Consider the following 17,647-nt stretch of genomic DNA (forward strand, 5'->3'; position numbering starts at 1 on the left):
TCACACAACCGTGAGGCCGGGGGTATCAACAATCTGGCGTTGACTTTTGGTGCACTGTTGAGTTCTCAAGGAACGGACGCTTCCTTCGGATTCCCTTTCGGGCTTCCTCCGGGCGCTTCCCTTCGGTGTCTCCGACTCTATCAGATCCTCGTCCTTGCCGTTTCCGGCCGGATTCGCATCCGAATTCCCCTGTCGGCGGGGCCGCCTTCCGGCGTGACCGCTACTTTAGAGGATTCCCACGGCCACTCAAAATCGAGCAGCCCCGAAATTGTTTTCGGCATACCGAAAACAACCCCGAAGGGGTGTCGCGCTTCAGTAGGGTTTGCCACCGGTCGTGGCGGAGGTGCTGTCCGGCGAAACCGTGGCGGCTCGCTGACAACCCGAAGAACTGTACACGACGCCCCGGCCACCTCCAAACGCGCTCGTCGGCCCGGGGCCGGAGACGGCCTCCGGGCCGTGGCGGTGGGGTCCCGGGGCTTCAGCCCTGGCCGCTCGCCAGCTCGCGGCTGCGGTCGCGGGCGGCTTCCAGAGCGGCGATGAGGGCCGCGCGGACCCCGTGGTTCTCCAGCTCCCGGATGGCGTTGATCGTCGTACCGGCCGGGGAGGTGACGTTCTCCCGGAGCTTCACCGGGTGCTCACCGCTGTCCCGGAGCATGACGGCGGCGCCGATGGCCGCCTGCACGATGAGGTCGTGCGCCTTGTCCCGGGGCAGGCCGAGGAGGATGCCGGCGTCCGTCATGGCCTCGACCAGGTAGTAGAAGTACGCCGGACCGGAGCCCGAGAGCGCGGTGGCGGCGTCCTGCTGACTCTCCGGGACCCGCAGGGTCTTTCCGACGCCGTTGAAGATCTCCTCCGCGTGCCGCAGGTCGGACTCGCTGGCGTGGGTGCCCGCCGAGATGACGGACATGGCCTCGTCGACGAGGGCGGGGGTGTTCGTCATGACGCGGATGACGGGGGTGCCCTCGGCCAGGCGGGCCTCGAAGAAGCCGGTGGGGATGCCTGCGGCGCCGCTGATCACCAGGCGGTCGGAGGGCGTGTGCGGGGCCAGCTCCTCGAGCAGTGCGGCCATGTCCTGCGGCTTGACCGTCAGGATCAGCGTGTCGGCGGCCTTGGCGGCCTCGGCGTTGGTGACCGCCTCGACGCCGTGGCGGGCGCGCAGTTCGGCGGCGCGCTCCTGGCGACGGGCAGTGACCAGCAGGTCGTCGGGTGACCAGCCGCCGCGAATCATGCCGCTGAGGAGGGCTTCACCGATCTTTCCCGTGCCGAGCACGGCGACTTTCTGGCTCATGCGTCCCATCGTGGCAAAGCCCGCTCGAGACGTGGCGGTGCCGTCCGGGTGCTGGTACGTCCCGCGGCGTGTCCCTCCGGCGTCTCAGGCGGTGCGACGGCGCAGGGTGGCGGCGCCGAGGGCGAGGACGAGGAGGGCCGTGCCGCCGACGACCAGGACGTCGCGGACGTAGTCAGCGGTGACGTCCGGGTGCGCCAGGACCTCGCGCATGCCGTGGACCGCGTAGGACATGGGCAGGACGTTGGAGACGGCCTCCAGGACGGGCTGCATGCTGTCGCGCGGCACGAACAGCCCGCAGAGGAGGAGCTGGGGAAAGATCACGGCCGGCATGAACTGGACGGCCTGGAACTCGGTGGCGGCGAACGCGGAGACGAAGAGGCCGAGGGCGGTGCCGAGGAGGGCGTCGAGAAGGGCGACCAGGAGGAGCAGTCCGGCCGGTCCGGCGAACTCGAGGTCGAGGAGCCAGACGGCGACGGCCGTGGCGAGGCTGGCCTGGAGGACGGCGAGGGTGCCGAAGGCGAGGGCGTAGCCGAGGATCAGGTCGGCCTTGCTCAGGGGCATGGACAGCAGGCGTTCCAGCGTTCCGGAGGTGCGCTCGCGCAGGGTGGCGATGGAGGTGACGAGGAACATCGTCGTGAGGGGGAAGATGCCGAGGAGGGAGGCGCCGACGCTGTCGAAGGCCCTCGGGTCGGCGTCGAAGACGTAGTAGAGCAGCACCAGCAGCGCGACGGGCAGCAGGAGCAGGAGCGCGACGGTGCGCGGGTCGTGGGAGAGCTGGCGCAGCACACGGTGGGCGGTGGCCAGGACGCGGGACGGCGAGAGCGGCGAGGTGGAGGCGGGGGCGGTGCCCTGGGTCATGGGGTGCTCCCGGACTCGACGAGGTGGAGGAAGGCGTCCTCGACGGTCGCGGTGCCGGTGCGTGAGCGGAGGGCCTCGGGGGCGCCCTCGGCGAGGAGGCGGCCTTCACGCAGGAGGAGCAGCCGCTCGCAGCGGTCGGCCTCGTCCATGACGTGCGAGGAGACGAGGAGGGTGGTGCCGGTGCGGGCGGCGAGGCGGTGGAAGAGGTCCCACAGGTCGCGGCGGAGGACGGGGTCGAGGCCCACGGTGGGTTCGTCCAGGACGAGGAGCTCCGGCTGGCCGAGGAAGGCGACGGAGAGGGAGACGCGGGAGAGCTGGCCGCTGGAGAGGGTGGCGGTGACGTCGTCGGCGTGGTCGGTGAGGTCGACGTCGGTGAGGGCGTGGTCGACGACGCGTGCGCGCTCGGCGCGGGGGATGCCGAGGACGGCGGAGAAGTAGTCGAGGTTCTGGCGCGGGGTGAGGTCGGTGTAGACGGCCGGGGCCTGGGTGACGTAGCCGACGCGGTGCCGGAGGGCGCGGTGGCCCGCGGGGTGGCCGAGGACGTCGAGGGTGCCGGTGACCCGGGCCTGGGCGCCGACCACGGCCCGCATGAGGGTGGACTTGCCGGAGCCGGAGGGGCCGAGGAGCCCGGTGACGCTGCCGGGCTCGACGTCGAAGTCGAGGCCGTCGAGGACGGTGCGTGCTCCTCGGCGGACCCGGAGGCCACGGGCGTGTACGGCGCCGGGCGGGGCGGCGGGCTCGGTCATGCGCTGAACGTGCGCCGGGCGGGGCGGCCGCGTCAAGCGCGCAACGCCGGAGGGCGGGTCCGGGTCAGCGCTTGCGCCCCTTGCGGGCGCGGCGTGCCGCGGGATTGCCGGTGCGGGCGCCACGGCGGCGTTCGTACAGGGCGACGGCCTGCTCGTACTCCGTGCGGTGGAGGCGCTCGCCAGGAGCTTCGACGAGGCTGCGGACACCGTAGGCGAGAAGCACGCCGAGGAAGCCGATGAGCTTGATGCCCTGGCTGCTGGGCGCGGCGGAGGCGGTGGCGCCCGGGCCGTGGCCCTCCGGGCGCTCGGGGCGTCGGGTGTAGCCGGCCCAGGTGCGGGAGAAGGCGAGGGAGCTGCACATCGCGAACGCGACGATGAGGAGGATGTTGATCAGGCCGCCGGTCTCGGCGAGGGCGAGCCCCTCGTGGGCCAGGCGCAGGACGAGGACGCCGAGGGCGGCCGCGGAGAAGGCGGCGAGGGCGAGCCCGGCGCGGCGTGCGGCGTAGCCGCCGGAGCGGTCCACCCAGGTGGTGCCGTAGAAGCGGATGGGCTCGGGCGCGGGACCGGAGCGCTCGCGGGAGCCGGATCGCTCACCGGCGTCGCGGTCGCGGCCGGGTCCACGGTCGCGGTCGGATCCACGGCCACGGTCGCGGTCGCGGGGCGTCGGGAGTTCGTTTCGTGCCTCTTCCACATCTGTGATTATCGCTACCGCCTCTCCTCGCCTTGTGCTAGAGGCGGTACTCTGCGGAACGCCTCCGCGGGGGAAGCCGGTCGAAGTCCGGCGCTGACCCGCAACGGTAGACGGAGCCGCCCGCGGCCCCGTGAGCCCGATCACCCGTGGTGGCGCGATGTTCCTGTTCAACTCGTCGTGGACTGCGAGAGGGAAGCCGCGCGGTGGCACCGCGTGCGGGGCCCGGGGCCCGGCACGTCGGCTCCTCGGGCCGCTTGTTTCCAATGCTCACGGCCCGAGGCGAAGGTGATGCGCCCGTGGCCACAGAGGTCATACGCCATACCGACGCGGCGTCGGCCGCGCCCCCCGAGGGGGAGGCGGATCGACCCCGCGCTTCCCGTCGGCTTCCTCTTCTGCCGCTGGTGTGCGGGCTGTTGCTCGCGCTGCTCATCTCGGTCCCCGCCGCGGTGGGCGTGGGCGCCTCGGGAGTGCCGTTCGGGGAGGCGATGGGGTTCCTGCGAGCGGGGCTGACCGGCGGCGTGGTCGCCGCGGACGACGTCCCGGCCTACACGATCGTGTGGGAGCTGCGGCTTCCCCGCTCCCTGCTGGCCGCGGTGGTCGGTGCGGGACTCGCGGCGGTGGGCGTCGCCTTGCAGGCCATGGTGCGCAACGCGCTCGCGGACCCGTTCGTCCTGGGGATCTCCTCCGGCGCGGCGGTGGGCGCCAACGCGGTGATCATCTTCGGTGCGTTCGGGATGCTGGGCGTGTGGGCGCTGTCCGGCGCGGCGTTCGTGTCGGCGCTGGGCGCGATGGCGCTGGTGTACATGGTGGCGCGGAGCGCGCAGGGGCTGACGCCGCTGCGGCTGATCCTCACGGGCACGGCGATGTACTACGGCTTCTCCTCGATCACCACGCTGATGGTGTTCGCCGCGGAGCGCGGTGAGGCCGCCCGCTCGGCGATGATGTGGCTGATGGGCAGCCTGGGCGGGGCGACGTGGCAGTCGGTGCCGATCGCGGCCGGTGCGGTGTTCGCGGGGCTGGCGTATCTGGCGCTGTCGACTCGGCGGCTGAACGCGCTGGCGATGGGGGACGAGACGGCCGCGGCGCTGGGCCTGGACGCCGAGCGGTTCCGCCGTGAGCTGTTTCTGCTGACGGCGCTGGTGACGGGCGCGCTGGTCGCCGTCAGCGGGACGATCGGCTTCGTCGGGCTGATGGTGCCACACGCGGCACGGATGGTGGTGGGCGCCGATCACCGGCGGCTGCTGGCGGTGGCTCCGCCGGCGGGTGCGCTGCTGCTGGTGTGGGTGGACGTGGCGTCCCGGACGGTGATGGCTCCGGTGGAGCTGCCGGTCGGGGTGCTGACCGCCGTGATCGGGGTGCCGTCGTTCCTGCTGCTGATGCGGCGCCGTGGCTACTCGTTCGGAGCCGCCTGATGCGTGTCGACGTCGAAGACCTGAGCGTGGAGATCGCCGGGGCCAAGCTGGTGCGGGACGTGACCGTGCGGGCCGGCAGCGGGCGGCTGGTGGGGCTCGTCGGGCCCAACGGCAGCGGGAAGTCGACGCTGCTGCGGTGCGTCTACCGGGCGCTGCGGCCGACGGCCGGGACCGTGCGGCTGGACGGCGACGACCTGTACGCCATGACGCCCCGCGAGGGCGCGCGGCGGCTGGCGGCGCTGCCCCAGGAGGTGGTGACCGAGTTCGCGTTCACCGTGGCCGAGGTGGTGGCGATGGGCCGGCTGCCGCACCAGAAGGCGGCGGCGCGGACCTCGGCCTCGGACCGGGAGCAGTGTGCCCTCGCGCTGAAGCGGGTGGGCGCGGAGCACCTGGTCGACCGGACCTTCCAGACACTCTCCGGGGGCGAGAAGCAGCGGGTGCTGATCGCCCGGGCGCTGGCCCAGGAGCCGCGGGTGCTGGTGCTGGACGAGCCGACGAACCACCTGGACATCGCGCAGCAGTTGGAGGTGCTGTCCCTGGTGCGCGACCGGGCCGCCGGGGACGCCGCCGACGGCATGACGGTGCTGACGGCGCTGCACGACCTGAACCTGGCCGCCGCGTACTGCGACGAGCTGTACGTCATCGCCCGCGGGGCGATCGTGGCGTCCGGCCCGCCCGGCGAGGTGCTGGGCGAGGAACTGCTCGCCGACGTCTTCGGGGTGCGGGCGCACCGCGTGACGCATCCCGAGTCCGGCTCGGTGCGGCTGCTGTTCGACCGGCTGCCCTGAGCCGCCGCGCTCCACACCCCCCACGTTCCCGCCGACCGTCCCCGACTCTCCCTCAACCGCTTCCGTTCCAAGGAGTTCCCGTGCGTCATCCGCTGCGTTCCGTGCTGCCCGCCGTCTCGGCCCTGTCCGCCCTCGCCCTCGTCACCGGTTGCGGGGCGGAGGTCGGGCAGAAGGACGGCAAGGCTGCCGAGGCCGACGGCCACTACCCCGTCACCATCACCAACTGCGGGGAGGAGCAGACGTTCGAGTCGGCCCCGGAGCGGGTGGTCACCAACGACGTCGGCATCACCGAGATCATGTTCTCCCTGGGGCTGACGGACCACATGGCCGGGTACGTCATGCCGGACCGGCACGGCGAGACGACGGACGTGCCCTGGGCCGACGGCTACGAGAAGACAGAGTGGCTGAGCAAGGGGTACATCACCAAGGAGATCGCCGTCGAGGCCAAGGCGGACCTGGTGTTCGCCGGCTGGAACTACGGGTTCAACGAGGCGCAGGGCTTCACCCCGGCCACGCTGGAGAAGCTGGGCATCGACTCCTACCTCCTCACCGAGTCCTGCCGCAACGGTGAGGGCAAGGCGCGCGGCGTCATGTCACCGCTCGACGCGCTCTACACGGACCTGCGGAACCTGGGCAGGGTCTTCGACGTCGAGGACCGGGCGGAGAAGATGATCACCGACTTCCAGCAGCGGATCGAGGACGTGCAGGAGCAGGCGCCCAAGGGCGAGGACCGGCCCCGCGTCTTCCTGTACGACGCCGGGCAGGACAAGCCGCTGACGTCCGGCCGCTTCGCGGGCCCGCACGACATCATCACCAAGGCCGGCGGGGACCACGTCATGAAGGATCTGGAGGACTCCTGGGTGACGGTGGGCTGGGAGACCGTCGTCGAGCGGGACCCGGAGATCATCGTCATCAACGACTACGGCGACGTGACGGCGGAGCAGAAGGAGAAGTTCCTGAAGTCCTTCGCCCCGCTGAAGAACGTCTCGGCGGTGAAGAACGACCGGATCCTGGTGCTGGACTACGTGGACCTCGTGGAGAGCCCGCGCAACGTGGCGGCGGTCGAGACGCTCGGTGAGTACATCCGCGGCAACGGCTGACGCGCACGCCACCGCGTCCGGGGGTCGGGGGGCCTCCGGACGCGGTCCTCGCGCCCGGAGGCGGGGCGCGGGGCCGGCTCAGGGCTCGACGACGACCTCCTGGGCGGCGGCCGTCCCGGCGCCCGCGAGCAGCTCGGCGTCGACGGGGACGTTGCGCTTGACCAGGGCCAGGGCGATCGGGCCCAGCTCGTGGTGGCGGGCGGAGCTGGTGACGAAGCCGACCTGGCGGCTCTCGACGCCGTCGGCGGCGAGCCGCACCGGCTCCCCGTGCCCGGGGATGTGGACCTCGCTGCCGTCCAGGTGCAGGAAGACCAGGCGGCGGGGCGGGCGGCCCAGGTTGTGCACGCGGGCCACCGTCTCCTGACCCCGGTAGCAGCCCTTCTGCAGGTGGACGGCCGAACCGAGCCAGCCCAGCTCGTGCGGGATGGTGCGGTGGTCGGTCTCCAGACCGTGCCGGGGCCGGTGCGCCTCGATGCGCAGTGCCTCGTGGGCGAGCACGCCGATGGCGGGGCCGTGCTCCTCCGCGAAGGCGGTGAGCTGCTCACGGGGCAGGAAGAGGTCGCGCCCGTGCGGGGTCTCGCGGACGACGACGCCCTCGGGCGTCTGGGCGATCGAGCCCGCGGGCAGGTGCACGACGGCGAACTCGCCCGTGCGGTCGGCGACCTCCACCCGGTAGAAGAACTTCATCGACTCCAGGTACGCGATCAGCGCGTCCTGGGCGCCCGGCTCGGTGTGGGCCCAGACCGTCTCGCCGTCGTCGACGAGGTAGAGCGCGTGCTCGATGTGCCCGTGCGCGGAGAGGATCAGGGCCTCGGTGGCCTGGTGCGGGGGTAGCTCGCTGACGTGCTGGGTCAGCAGCAGGTGCAGCCAGCTCAGCCGGTCCGTGCCGGAGACGGTCACCACCCCGCGGTGCGAGAGGTCCACGAATCCGACGCCGTCCGCCAACTGGCGCTGCTCCCGGAACAGGTCACCGTAGTGGGCTGCGACACCTTCGTCCGGCTCTTCACCGGCCACGGCGCCGGGCAGGGACAGCAGAGGGCTCACGTAGGACATACGCCAAGCCTACGGCGCCTCGTTCTCCTGTGACCGACCGCACTCCGCGCAGCGCCCGAAGATCGCGAAGTGCTTCATGTCGGTGTCGAAGCCGAAGCGCTCGCGCAGCTCGCCGGTGAACCCGGTGGCCATCGCGACGTCGACCTCGATCACCGCCGTGCAGTCCCGGCAGACGAGGTGCATGTGGTGGTGGCGGTCGGCCAGGTGGTACGTGGGCGCGCCGTGGCCCAGGTGGGCGTGGCTGACCAGGCCCAGCTCCTCCAGCAGCTCCAGGGTCCGGTAGACGGTGGAGATGTTGACGCCGTGGGCGGTCTTGCGGACCTCGGTGAGGATGTCGTCGGGAGTGGCGTGCTCCAGCTTGTCGACGGCTTCCAGCACGAGCTGGCGCTGCGGGGTCAGGCGGTAGCCCCGTGCGCGCAGGTCCGTCTGCCAGTCACTGCTCACCACGGCCCCAGTGTATGGGTGCCGCCGGGGCGCCGGCGGGCGTGCGGGCGTTCACACCTCCAGGAGCACGGTGAACGGGCCGTCGTTGAGGAGCTCGACCTTCATGTCGGCCCCGAAGCGGCCCTCCGCCACCGTCGCGCCCAGCTCGCGCAGGGCCGCGCACACCTCGTCCACCAGCGGCTCGGCCACCGGACCGGGCGCCGCCGCCTGCCACGTCGGACGGCGGCCCTTGCGCGCGTCCCCGTAGAGGGTGAACTGGCTGATCACCAGCAGCGGCGCGCCCAGGTCCGAGCAGGACTTCTCCCCGGACAGGACGCGCAGCCCCCACAGCTTGCGGGCGAGCTGCGCCGCCTGCCGCGAGGTGTCGTCGTGGGTGACGCCGACGAGCACGCACAGCCCCTCGCCCACGATCTCCCCGACCGTCTCGCCGTCCACCGCCACCCGGGCGCCGTTCACCCTCTGAACTACTGCTCGCATACGGCCATCATGCGCCGGATGGGTGGCAAGGCGCTGCGCGCGGTACGCACCAAGTGGCACCATGCGGGCACGAACCGGTGCACAACGCCACGAGTGGGCCGGGGACAAGGGGACGACGATGAGCACAGCCGCAGCCGGCCGCACCAGCGCGGGCGCTCCCACGACCGGAGCCGGCGGAGCACCGCCGCGCCCGCCGCAGCAGCGCGGCCCGCTCGGCGGCGCACGCGCCGAGCGGGCCGACGGGCACGGCGACGGGCCGGGTGACGCGCCGGGTGACGCGCCGGGTGACGCGCCGGGTGACGCGCCCACCGATGTCGAGCGGCGCCCGCCCACCCCGCTTCCGCAGGCCCCGGAGACTGCCGGGGCGGCGGAGATCGCGCGGCTCGACCTGCCGCGGCTGCGCACCCTGCGCCGCACCGCAGTGCGCGAGGAGGCCGACCTCAGCTTCGTGCGGCGGCTCCTCCAGGGCCGCATCGACATCCTCCGCGCCGAGCTGGCCGGGCGCTCCGACACCGCGGAGCCGCTCGTGGAGCGGCTCGCGCAGATCCTGGCCGACGGCCCCTCCCGGCAGCGCTCGTCCCGGCACGTGACGGTCAGCACACCGCGCGGCGAGGAGTACCGGGCGCTGGCGGAGTCGATGCTCGGGGAGATCGCCCTGTCCGACCTGTCGGCCCGCACGGAGGCCGAGCTGCGGGACGCGATGGGGCGGCTCGTGCGCTACGAGGCGGAGGTCTCCCAGCGCCGGCAGGGCGTGCAGCGCACCGCCGACGACTGCAGCGCGGAAATCGCCCGCAGGTACCGTGAAGGCAGAGCACACGTCGACGACCTGCTCGCCTGAGGAAACCCCTGGGGGCGGCGCGGTCGTCCCAGCAGCATCGAGGGGTCGTTGATGCCGTCCACGCCGCCGTCCAGCGCGTCGTCGCCCGTCACCGGAGCCATACCGGGCCACACGTCCGGGGCCACGTCCGACGGGCCGGCGCCCGCGCCGCCCGTCCTCGCGGAGATCGTGCGCTCCGGGTTCGTCGAGGGGCGGCACCGGGGCTCCCTCGTCGTCCTGGCGCCGGACGGTGCCGTCGAGTGGGCGCTCGGCGACGTCACCGCGCCCATGTTCCCGCGCTCCTCGAACAAGCCCTTCCAGGCCGTGGCCTGCCTGCGCGCGGGCGCCGAGCTGGACGGGGAACGGCTCGCCCTGGCCGCCGCCAGCCACTCCGGGGAGCCCTTCCACCGCGAGCTGGCCGAGAAGGTCCTGACCGAGCACGGCTTCACCGAGGACGATCTGCGCTGCCCCGCCGACCTCCCCATGGACCCGGCCGAGGCCGAGACCTACCTCGCCGCCGGACTCGGCCGCGCCCGGCTGACCATGAACTGCTCGGGCAAGCACGCCGCCATGCTGGCCGCCTGCCGGGCCGCCGGCTGGCCCACCCGCTCCTACCTCGACCCCGGCCACCCGCTCCAGCGGCTCGTCGCCGAGGTCGTCGCCGAGGCTGCCGGGGAGCCGGTGGCCGCCACCGGCGTCGACGGCTGCGGCGCACCGCTGCTCGCCATCTCCCTCACCGGGCTCGCCCGGGGCTTCCGCTCGCTCGTCCTGGCCGAGCCGGGCACCGCCGAACGCCGGGTGGCCGACGCGATGCGGGCCCACCCCGAGCACGTCGCCGGGACCCGCCGCCACGACACCTGGCTGATGCGCGAGGTGCCCGGGGTGCTGTCGAAGCTGGGTGCCGAGGCCGTCCAGGCGGTGGCGCTGCCGGACGGCCGCGCGCTGGCCTTCAAGCTGGACGACGGCGGCGTACGGGCCCTCGGCCCGGTGCTGGGCCGGGCCCTGGAGCGGCTCGGCGTGGACGACCCGGTGGCGGCGCGCATCGCGGAGCACCCGCTGCTCGGCGGCGGCGTGCCCGTCGGCGCGGTCCGCGCCGTGTTCTGACCGCGAGGGCGGCCGTGCATAGGGTGACGGGGAACGCAGCACGCACCCCGCGTCCAGGAGGTTCGCCATGACGGAAGAGGCCGCGCACGACCCCGAGGTCCTGCAGCTCGCCGCGAAGGTCTTCGACCTGGCCCGGCGCGGCGAGACGGACACCCTCGCCGCCTACGTGGACGCGGGCGTCCCGCCGAACCTCACCAACGACACGGGGGACTCGCTGGTCATGCTGGCCGCCTACCACGGGCACGCCGCCGCCGTCCGCGCCCTGCTGGAGCGGGGCGCGGACGGCGACAAGCCGAACGACCGGGGTCAGACGCCCCTGGCCGGTGCCGTGTTCAAGGGCGTGGACGACGTCGTCCACGCCCTCCTGGACGGCGGCGCCGACCCGGCCGCGGGGACGCCCAGCGCGATCGACACGGCGCGGATGTTCGGCAAGGAGGACCTGCTCAAGCTGTTCGGGGCCGCCTGAGCTAGGCCGGTTCCGGCGCGGGGTCGGCGTGCGGCGCCGCCCCTGCTGCCGTCGCGGGCCCGGTGCTCGTCGGGTCGTGGCGGTCCGGCACTTCGGGCTCGGCACCGTGTCCGGCGCCCTCGCCGGGGCGCACCCCGCGCAGCATGACCGTCGTCACCACCGCGAGCACGGTGACGACGACGGCGCTGACAACGGCCGTCGTCCGCAGCCCGGTGACGAACGCCTGACCGGCGGCGTCCATCACCGCGGCGCCGAGGGACGCGGGCAGCTCGGCCGCGGCACCGGCCGCGCCGCCGATGGTGTCGCCCGCGGTGTCCGCCGCCGCCGAGGGCAGGCCCTCCGGCAGCAACTCCCCGACCCGGCCCCGGTAGACGGCCGTGCCGAGGCTGCCCAGGACGGCGATGCCGAGCGCCATGCCCATCTCGGTCCCGGTCTCGGAGATCGCCGAGGCCGCGCCCGCCCGCTCGGGCGGCGCACCGGCGATGATCATGTCCGTCCCGAGCGCCATCATCGGGCCGAAGCCGAGGTGCAGGACGACGAGCGCCGTCACGGCGAGCCCCTTGCCGGACTCCGGCGTGATGCCCGCGAGGAGTGCGACGCCGAGCGCGGCGACCGCCAGCCCGCCGCCCATTAGGTAGGCCGCCGGTATCCGCTGGACGAGCGCCGGGGCCGCGAGGATGCCGACCATCCCGGCGACGACGCCCGGCAGCGAGTACAGCCCGGCGGTGAACGGGGACATGCCCAGCACCATCTGCAGGTACTGGCCGACGAAGAACATCACGCCGCCCATCGCGAAGACGGACAGGGCGACCGTGCTCAGCGAGACCGTGAAGCCGCGGCTGCGGAACAGCCGCAGGTCCAGGAAGGGTTCGGCCAGGGTGCGCTGGCGCCGCACGAACACCGCGCCGAGCAGGAGGCCGGCCAGGACGGCCAGCACCGGTACGAGGCCGGGGCCGTGCTCCGCGGTCTGCTTGATGCCGAAGACGACGGAGAGCACGGTGCCCAGCGAGAGCAGGGCGCTGAGGATGTCGATCCGGCCGGCCGCGGGGTCGCGGAACTCCGGCAGCAGGAAGGGTCCGGCCACCAGCAGCAGGGCCATGACCGGCACGCCGAGCAGGAACACCGAGCCCCAACAGAAGTGTTCCAGGAGCGCGCCGCCGACCAGCGGTCCGGCTCCGGCGCCCACCATGAAGCTGGACATCCACACGCTGATGGCCACGGTGCGCTGCCGTGGCTCGTGGAACATGTTGCGGATCAGGGACATGGTGGAGGGCATCAGCGTCGCGCCGGCCAGGCCGAGCACCGCGCGCGTCGCGATGAGCATGCCCGGGCTGCTCGAGAGGGCGGCCAGGACGGAGGCGAGGCCGAAGGCCGCGGCGCCGGTCAGGAGCAGCCGCCGGCGTCCGATGCGGTCGCCCAGGGTACCCATGACGAGGAGGAAGCCCGCGATGAGGAAGCCGTAGATGTCGACGATCCACAGCAGTTGGGAACTGCTGGGCTCGAGGTCGGCGCTGAGCTTCGGCACCGCGAGGTGCAGGACGGTCAGGTCAAGGGAGATGAGGAGTGTCGGCAGGGACAGAACGGCGAGACCGATCCACTCGCGTCGCCCGGCGACGCGTTCCCCCCGCGTCTCGTGGGATGTCATACCGAGAAACTAGAAGCTGAACTCAAGTTGAGGTCAACCGCTTTTCCGGCGCCCGGAGCGCGTGGGACGTGAGCCACCTCACCCAGCAACTCCGTTACCGCTGAGGTACGTTCGAGCAAATTCGAACTTCCGGTGAAGGAGCTCAGATGCGCTACGCGGACGGCCCGACGACGGGCGGCGAGGTCCGGATCGACGCCTCCCCCTCCACGGTGTGGGCTCTGGTGTCCGACATCGCGACCCCGGCCCGCTTCAGCCCCGAACTCCGGCGCGTCGAGTGGCTGGACGGGGCGCAGGGCCCCACCCCCGGCGCGGTGTTCGCCGGGTACAACGAGAACGAGCGGATGGGCGCCTGGCGGACGACGAGCCGCATCTCCGAGGTCGCGGAAGAGCGCGCCTTCTCCTGGGACGTCGTCGACCTGGCCGGGACCTTCGGACCGCCGAGGACGGCCGAGACCGCGGTGCCGCTGGCCACCTGGCGCTTCGACCTCACGGCGGCCGAGGGCGGCGGCACGGTGCTCGGCCACTCCGTGCGGATCGGCCCCGCGCCCTCGAAGATGACGTCCTACATCGAGAAGATGCCGGACCGGGAGGAGGAGATCATCGCCCACCGGCTGAAGGGCCTCCGCCAGGGCATCGAGGCCACCCTGGAAGGCGTCAGGAAGCTCGCCGAGACGGACGGCGCCGGACCCTCGACGGAGGCCTGACGCTCGGGCCGCGGCCCGACGGGCGCGTGACCCTCGGTCGCCCGACACCTCCCGCGCCCGACACCTCCTCCGCGCGCCGCCGGAGCCGCCGGGCTCAGCCCGGCGCCCAGTCGGCGAACTCCACGGTCGCCCGGCGCCGGGACGCGGCCGTCATGAACAGTCCCGCGTCCTGGCGCGGCGCGGCCCCGGGCACGTCCACCGAGGCGAGAGTCCGCCACGTCGCGCCGTCGTCCGTGGAGAAGGCCCCGGTGAACCGCGTCCCGGCGCGCGCGAGCCGCAGCCGCACCGGGGCCCGCACCCCCGTGTGGCGCCGGTAGTGGCCGAACCGGCCGTCCCCGTCGGCGTCCCAGGACAGGACGACGCCGTTGCCCGGGGTGACGGCGAGGTTCACCGCCCCCCGGCCGCCCGCCTCGTCCAGCCGGTTCCGGACGAGGACGCCCGCGCGAGCCCACGGCCCGGTGTCCGGCTGCGCGGTGACCGTCACGGCCGCCGAGCCGCCGTCCGCGAGCGCGCCCGGGCGGTACAGCGCGCCGAACTCCTCGGTGCGGCCCCACAGGTCCGCCCCGGCGCCGTCCACGGCGTACCGCTCGTCCAGCTGACCGAAGACGGCGCCGTTCGTGCTGTGGGTGCGCCACGCCCCGTCCAGCGGCCCGGCCACGAAGAGCGTTCCGCCCGCCGTCGAGCGCACCCGGGGCTCGCCCTGCGGCCCGTAGACGGCGCTCACCTCGTACGGCACCGGCTCCAGCGGGTGCCGCGGGCCGCCCTCGGGGGCGGCGACGCGCCACCGGGCCCGGACCCGTCCCCCCGGCGGCACCCGCGGCCAGGCCGTGCCCTCCCCCGGCCCGGCCTCCGCCCGCCCCTCCAGGACGAGGTCGACGGCGCCGGTGGCGCGCAGCCCGTTCTCGTTGCGGAACTCCGCCGTGAGCACGGCGCTTGTCCCGGGCCGCAGCGCACCGGGCTCGGCGCGTACGGCGAGGCTGCCCTGGTACGGCGCCCGGGACAGCACCCCAAGGGCGCGCTCGGCGGTGCGGTGGGCGTCGTGGACGGCCCGCTGCGGGTACGGGTCCCGGCGCCGCGTCCACGCCTCCTCGCGGGCATACCAGTCGATCTCCCGCGGCGGCCGGCCGGCGGCGAGCGCGTCCTCCAGCTCGTCCAGGTAGGCCCGCCAACGGGGCAGCTGGTGGTCGGCGATGAGGCCGTGCCAGTCGCGGTTGGCGTAGTCGGCGAGCCGTCCGCCGTTCGCCGTCCGGCGCTCCGCCCACGTGGTGAGCAGCACCCGCGCGGTGCGTTCGAGCCGCGCCCGCTCGGCGTCGTCCCCGCCCAAGCGCCGGGCGTCCGCGAGCCAGGGGCCCAGGAGGAAGCGGGGATGGGACCCGGCGACGTCGTCGGCCAGCCGCATCAGCTCCAGCCACAGCCGGGCGAGCCGCCCGAACGTCGCGCGGTCGGCCGCCTCGTACGCCCGCTCCAGCTGGCCGATGAGCAGCCACGAGCGGTTGGCCACGGCCTGCCGGGCCAGGTCGGTCAGGTCGTGCCGGTAGGCGTCGCTCCCGCGCAGCGGCTCCGCGACGTCCAGCAGCGCGGCGAACGCGGCGTCGAAGGCGGGCGGGTCGAACGCCGGTGTGTGCGTGGCGTAGTGGGTGCCGGAGCGGGCGGACAGGCTGGGCCGGGCCGCGAAGACGCTGTCGTGCGGACGGCCGTCGGCCGAGCCGATCCGGTACGCCGTCTCCCGCAGGACGCCGAACGCCTCGGCCGCCGCCCGGTCCACCGCGCCGTAGCGGAAGGCGGCGTACTCGGTGAACCAGGCCGCCCGGTCCACCGGCTCCCGACGCCAGGCCAGCTCGCTGAACAGCTCGAACGCGGCCGGGTCCCGCTCGGCCGCCTCGGGCATGAACGCGGTGCCGCGCAGCGCGCTGCCCGGCCGGTCCCGCCAGCGGGTGAAGCGCTCCGTCCACCGGTGCGTCTTGGCGCCCAGCGTCGTCCGGCCGCCGAAATTGGGAATCGTGCCGAACGCGTACGGCACCCCGCCCCAGTCCGCCTCGCGGTCCGTGACCGCGTCCAGGTCGGACAGCCCGTCCACGACGAGCATGCGCTCCGGGTGGGCCAGCCCGTCCAGCAGCTCCCGGCGCGGGTTCTCCCGCCAGCCGAGGATCACCCACGTCGCGCCGGGACGGGCCGCCGCCAGGGCCCGCTCCACCGCGCGCGCCGCCTCCGGCACCGGGACGTCGCCCGGGTCCCCGCCCTCGTGCAGCAGGTCCATCTTGACGAGCCCGCCCTCGCCTTCGGGCACGCCGAACAGCTCCCGCTGGTGGGCGTAGAACGCGGCGGCCACCTCGCGGAAGGCGGCGGTGCGCGGGTCGAGCCAGTCCGGCCGGGGCAGCCCTGCCCACCTGCCCTGCGGCACCGTGCGGGCCCCGGGGTTCCGCTCGGCGAACCCGCGCGGCACGGTCCCGAAGTAGCCGGGCAGCACGGGGGTCATGCCCAGTGCCCGCAGCCGCCCGGTGATGCGGCGCCCCAGCTCCGTGCGTCGGGCCAGCAGCCCCGGGCTCACCGGGCCGCCGTACGCCGCCATGTTCTGCAGCAGCCACCACGGCTGGTGGGACGGGGCCGGCAGCCAGGCCCGCGCCTCGGCGTCGTCGTACCCGAAGTCGAGCAGCAGCCGGTGATAGACGGCCTCCGCTCCCGGAGTCACCAGCACCTCGTTGACGCCGTGCAGCGCCAGCAGGTCGATGAGCCGCTCCCAGCGCGACCAGTCGGCGTAGGGCGCGGTGTAGCCGTCGTGCGTGTCGTTGAGCGCGAAACGGTGCGGCACGGTGGCCCGGCGCTCCTCCGCGGCGCGCGGCGCGGGCAGCCGCTCCGGCAGGTCCACCTGCGAACCGGCCCAGCTCAGATGCGCCCCACAGGTGTACTTCAGGTACCAGTGGAGGCCCGTGAGCAGCACCGCCGGGCTCGTGCCGCCGACCTCCACCGCCCCGGCGCGCCCGCCCAGGGTGAACCGCTCCGGGCCGTCGAGCGAGCTGAGCGCGAACTGCTCCGCGTGCTCCGGCAGCAGCCGTTCCAGGGCGGCCCGCGCCGCCGCGAGCCCGGCCTCGCTCCTGCCGCCGTCCGGCTCCCCGCCGGTTCCGCCGTCCGGCTCCGCGCCGGTTCCGCCGTCCGGCTCCCGGCCGCCGTGCGGCGGGGTGCGTCCGTACGTGCTGCCCGTCAAGGCCACTCCCGCGCCCAGCGCTCCGGCCGTGCCCAGCAGGGCCCGCCGGGTGGGCGCGCCCGGCCCGCCCGCCTCACCCGGCCCGTTTCGTCGGCTCACCATGCTCCCCACGCTGTGCGGTGGTGTTGACCGTCGTCCGCACGGCACGTTAACGACCGGGGGCGGCGCGGCCACCGCGCCACCCCGGCCGTCCGCCCGCCGCTACTCCGTTCGCCGGGTTCAGGCCGCCGTGACACGCGCGGCCACCGGTGCCCGCGCGGCGCCCCCGGCCACCGCGGAGTGCTGGGGCCGGAGCCGTCGGAGGGCGAGCAGCGTGACGACGAGGGCGGCCACCATGAGCCCGGCTCCGGCGGCGAAGGCGAACGTGTAGCCGCCCGTCAGCGCCTCGGCGCGGCCGTGCCCCGCCGCTCCCAGGGCCTCGCCACGGGCTGCGGCCAGGGTGGAGAGGACGGCGACCCCCAGGGCCATGCCCACCTGCTGGGTGGTGTTGAACAGCCCGGAGGCCAGTCCCGCGTCCTCCGCCCGCGTCCCGGACATCCCGAGCGCGGTGAGCGCGGGCAGCGCGAGCCCGGACCCGGCGACGAGCAGCATCACGGGCAGCAGGTCGGTGACGTAGTCGGCCCGGGCCGGCGGCCGGGTCAGCAGGTTCAGGGCGCCGACGAGCAGCACGAGGCCCGTGACCAGGACGTTCCGCTCGCCACGAGCGGCGTCCTCGCCCGCCGGTGACGAGGACGGCGCCGAGCGCGTCGACCCCGGCGCCTCAGCTCGGGGGCCGTCGCATGGCCGCACAGGTCATGGAAGTTGCGCAGCCGCTCGAAGCGCACGTGTCCATCCACGCGCGGCAGCCTGCGC

At 74.1% G+C, this 17,647-nt stretch carries 16 protein-coding genes, 1 pseudogene and 1 riboswitch; of the genes and pseudogenes, 7 read left to right on the forward strand and 10 right to left on the reverse strand.

The genetic code is table 11. The features are described from left to right. Positions 1 to 478: 478 nt before the first annotated feature. From proC to HPT28_RS19955, 4 genes are all read right to left on the reverse strand, one after another. Complete coding sequence (gene proC / locus HPT28_RS19940) at positions 479 to 1,288, reverse strand: pyrroline-5-carboxylate reductase (protein ID WP_219092526.1); 810 nt, start codon at positions 1,286 to 1,288, stop codon at positions 479 to 481. A gap of 84 nt (positions 1,289 to 1,372) precedes the next feature. Next, on the reverse strand, positions 1,373 to 2,146 hold the full coding sequence (locus HPT28_RS19945) for an ABC transporter permease (RefSeq protein WP_219092527.1): 774 nt from the start codon (positions 2,144 to 2,146) through the stop codon (positions 1,373 to 1,375). Further along, positions 2,143 to 2,892: an ABC transporter ATP-binding protein gene (locus HPT28_RS19950; RefSeq protein ID WP_219092528.1), complete on the reverse strand. Its 750-nt coding sequence runs from the start codon at positions 2,890 to 2,892 to the stop codon at positions 2,143 to 2,145. The genes HPT28_RS19945 and HPT28_RS19950 overlap by 4 nt, the downstream gene beginning before the upstream one ends. A gap of 64 nt (positions 2,893 to 2,956) precedes the next feature. Then, a complete protein-coding gene (locus tag HPT28_RS19955) occupies positions 2,957 to 3,439 on the reverse strand; it encodes a hypothetical protein (protein WP_219092574.1) in 483 nt (160 codons plus the stop codon). A gap of 176 nt (positions 3,440 to 3,615) precedes the next feature. Beyond that, positions 3,616 to 3,750, forward strand: a riboswitch (cobalamin riboswitch). 129 nt (positions 3,751 to 3,879) lie between these two features. On the opposite strand from HPT28_RS19955, the gene HPT28_RS19960 reads away from it, so the two are divergent. The 3 genes from HPT28_RS19960 (at position 3,880) to HPT28_RS19970 (ending at position 6,883) form a co-directional block, all read left to right on the forward strand. Further along, the gene (locus HPT28_RS19960; RefSeq protein WP_308119388.1) at positions 3,880 to 4,995 is read left to right on the forward strand and encodes an iron ABC transporter permease; all 1,116 of its coding nucleotides are present in this window, start codon (positions 3,880 to 3,882) and stop codon (positions 4,993 to 4,995) included. Next, positions 4,995 to 5,783 (forward strand): ABC transporter ATP-binding protein, encoded by a 789-nt coding sequence (locus HPT28_RS19965; RefSeq protein ID WP_219092530.1) that lies wholly within the window; start codon positions 4,995 to 4,997, stop codon positions 5,781 to 5,783. The genes HPT28_RS19960 and HPT28_RS19965 overlap by 1 nt, the downstream gene beginning before the upstream one ends. 80 nt (positions 5,784 to 5,863) lie before the next feature. Further along, the gene (locus HPT28_RS19970) at positions 5,864 to 6,883 is read left to right on the forward strand and encodes an ABC transporter substrate-binding protein (RefSeq protein ID WP_219092531.1); all 1,020 of its coding nucleotides are present in this window, start codon (positions 5,864 to 5,866) and stop codon (positions 6,881 to 6,883) included. A 78-nt stretch (positions 6,884 to 6,961) separates the two neighbouring features. Here the strand turns inward: HPT28_RS19970 and HPT28_RS19975 are convergent, their stop codons facing one another. From HPT28_RS19975 to dtd, 3 genes are read right to left on the reverse strand one after another with little or no spacing between them, the layout of a single operon-like run. Further along, a complete protein-coding gene (locus HPT28_RS19975; RefSeq protein WP_219092532.1) occupies positions 6,962 to 7,936 on the reverse strand; it encodes a folate-binding protein YgfZ in 975 nt (324 codons plus the stop codon). Between the two features lie 9 nt (positions 7,937 to 7,945). Further along, positions 7,946 to 8,383, reverse strand: coding sequence for a Fur family transcriptional regulator (locus HPT28_RS19980; protein ID WP_219092533.1), 438 nt, complete (start codon positions 8,381 to 8,383; stop codon positions 7,946 to 7,948). A 48-nt stretch (positions 8,384 to 8,431) separates the two neighbouring features. Continuing rightward, positions 8,432 to 8,857 (reverse strand): D-aminoacyl-tRNA deacylase, encoded by a 426-nt coding sequence (gene dtd / locus HPT28_RS19985; protein ID WP_219092534.1) that lies wholly within the window; start codon positions 8,855 to 8,857, stop codon positions 8,432 to 8,434. 118 nt (positions 8,858 to 8,975) lie between these two features. Here dtd and HPT28_RS19990 point away from each other — a divergent pair, with 118 nt between their 5' ends. The 3 genes from HPT28_RS19990 (at position 8,976) to HPT28_RS20000 (ending at position 11,244) form a co-directional block, all read left to right on the forward strand. Continuing rightward, entirely contained in the window at positions 8,976 to 9,695 is a 720-nt protein-coding gene (locus HPT28_RS19990) for a hypothetical protein (RefSeq protein ID WP_219092535.1), read from the forward strand. 51 nt (positions 9,696 to 9,746) lie between these two features. Continuing rightward, a complete protein-coding gene (locus HPT28_RS19995) occupies positions 9,747 to 10,778 on the forward strand; it encodes an asparaginase (protein ID WP_219092536.1) in 1,032 nt (343 codons plus the stop codon). 67 nt (positions 10,779 to 10,845) lie between these two features. Continuing rightward, the gene (locus tag HPT28_RS20000; RefSeq protein ID WP_219092537.1) at positions 10,846 to 11,244 is read left to right on the forward strand and encodes an ankyrin repeat domain-containing protein; all 399 of its coding nucleotides are present in this window, start codon (positions 10,846 to 10,848) and stop codon (positions 11,242 to 11,244) included. Between the two features lies 1 nt (position 11,245). Here the strand turns inward: HPT28_RS20000 and HPT28_RS20005 are convergent, their stop codons facing one another. Further along, the gene (locus tag HPT28_RS20005; RefSeq protein ID WP_219092538.1) at positions 11,246 to 12,889 is read right to left on the reverse strand and encodes an MFS transporter; all 1,644 of its coding nucleotides are present in this window, start codon (positions 12,887 to 12,889) and stop codon (positions 11,246 to 11,248) included. 146 nt (positions 12,890 to 13,035) lie between these two features. Between HPT28_RS20005 and HPT28_RS20010 the strand changes: the two genes are divergently transcribed. Continuing rightward, on the forward strand, positions 13,036 to 13,593 hold the full coding sequence (locus HPT28_RS20010) for an SRPBCC family protein (RefSeq protein ID WP_219092539.1): 558 nt from the start codon (positions 13,036 to 13,038) through the stop codon (positions 13,591 to 13,593). Positions 13,594 to 13,687: 94 nt separating this feature from the next. On the opposite strand, the gene HPT28_RS20015 is transcribed toward HPT28_RS20010, so the two are convergent. Both HPT28_RS20015 and HPT28_RS20020 read right to left on the reverse strand, forming a co-directional pair. Further along, the gene (locus HPT28_RS20015; RefSeq protein WP_219092540.1) at positions 13,688 to 16,897 is read right to left on the reverse strand and encodes an alpha-N-acetylglucosaminidase; all 3,210 of its coding nucleotides are present in this window, start codon (positions 16,895 to 16,897) and stop codon (positions 13,688 to 13,690) included. A 117-nt stretch (positions 16,898 to 17,014) separates the two neighbouring features. After that, positions 17,015 to 17,494, reverse strand: a pseudogene (locus HPT28_RS20020) (MFS transporter); the annotation flags it as partial. Positions 17,495 to 17,647 lie beyond the last annotated feature (153 nt).

This window comes from Streptomyces sp. JJ38 (assembly GCF_019303475.1).
GTDB lineage: Bacteria > Actinomycetota > Actinomycetes > Streptomycetales > Streptomycetaceae > Streptomyces.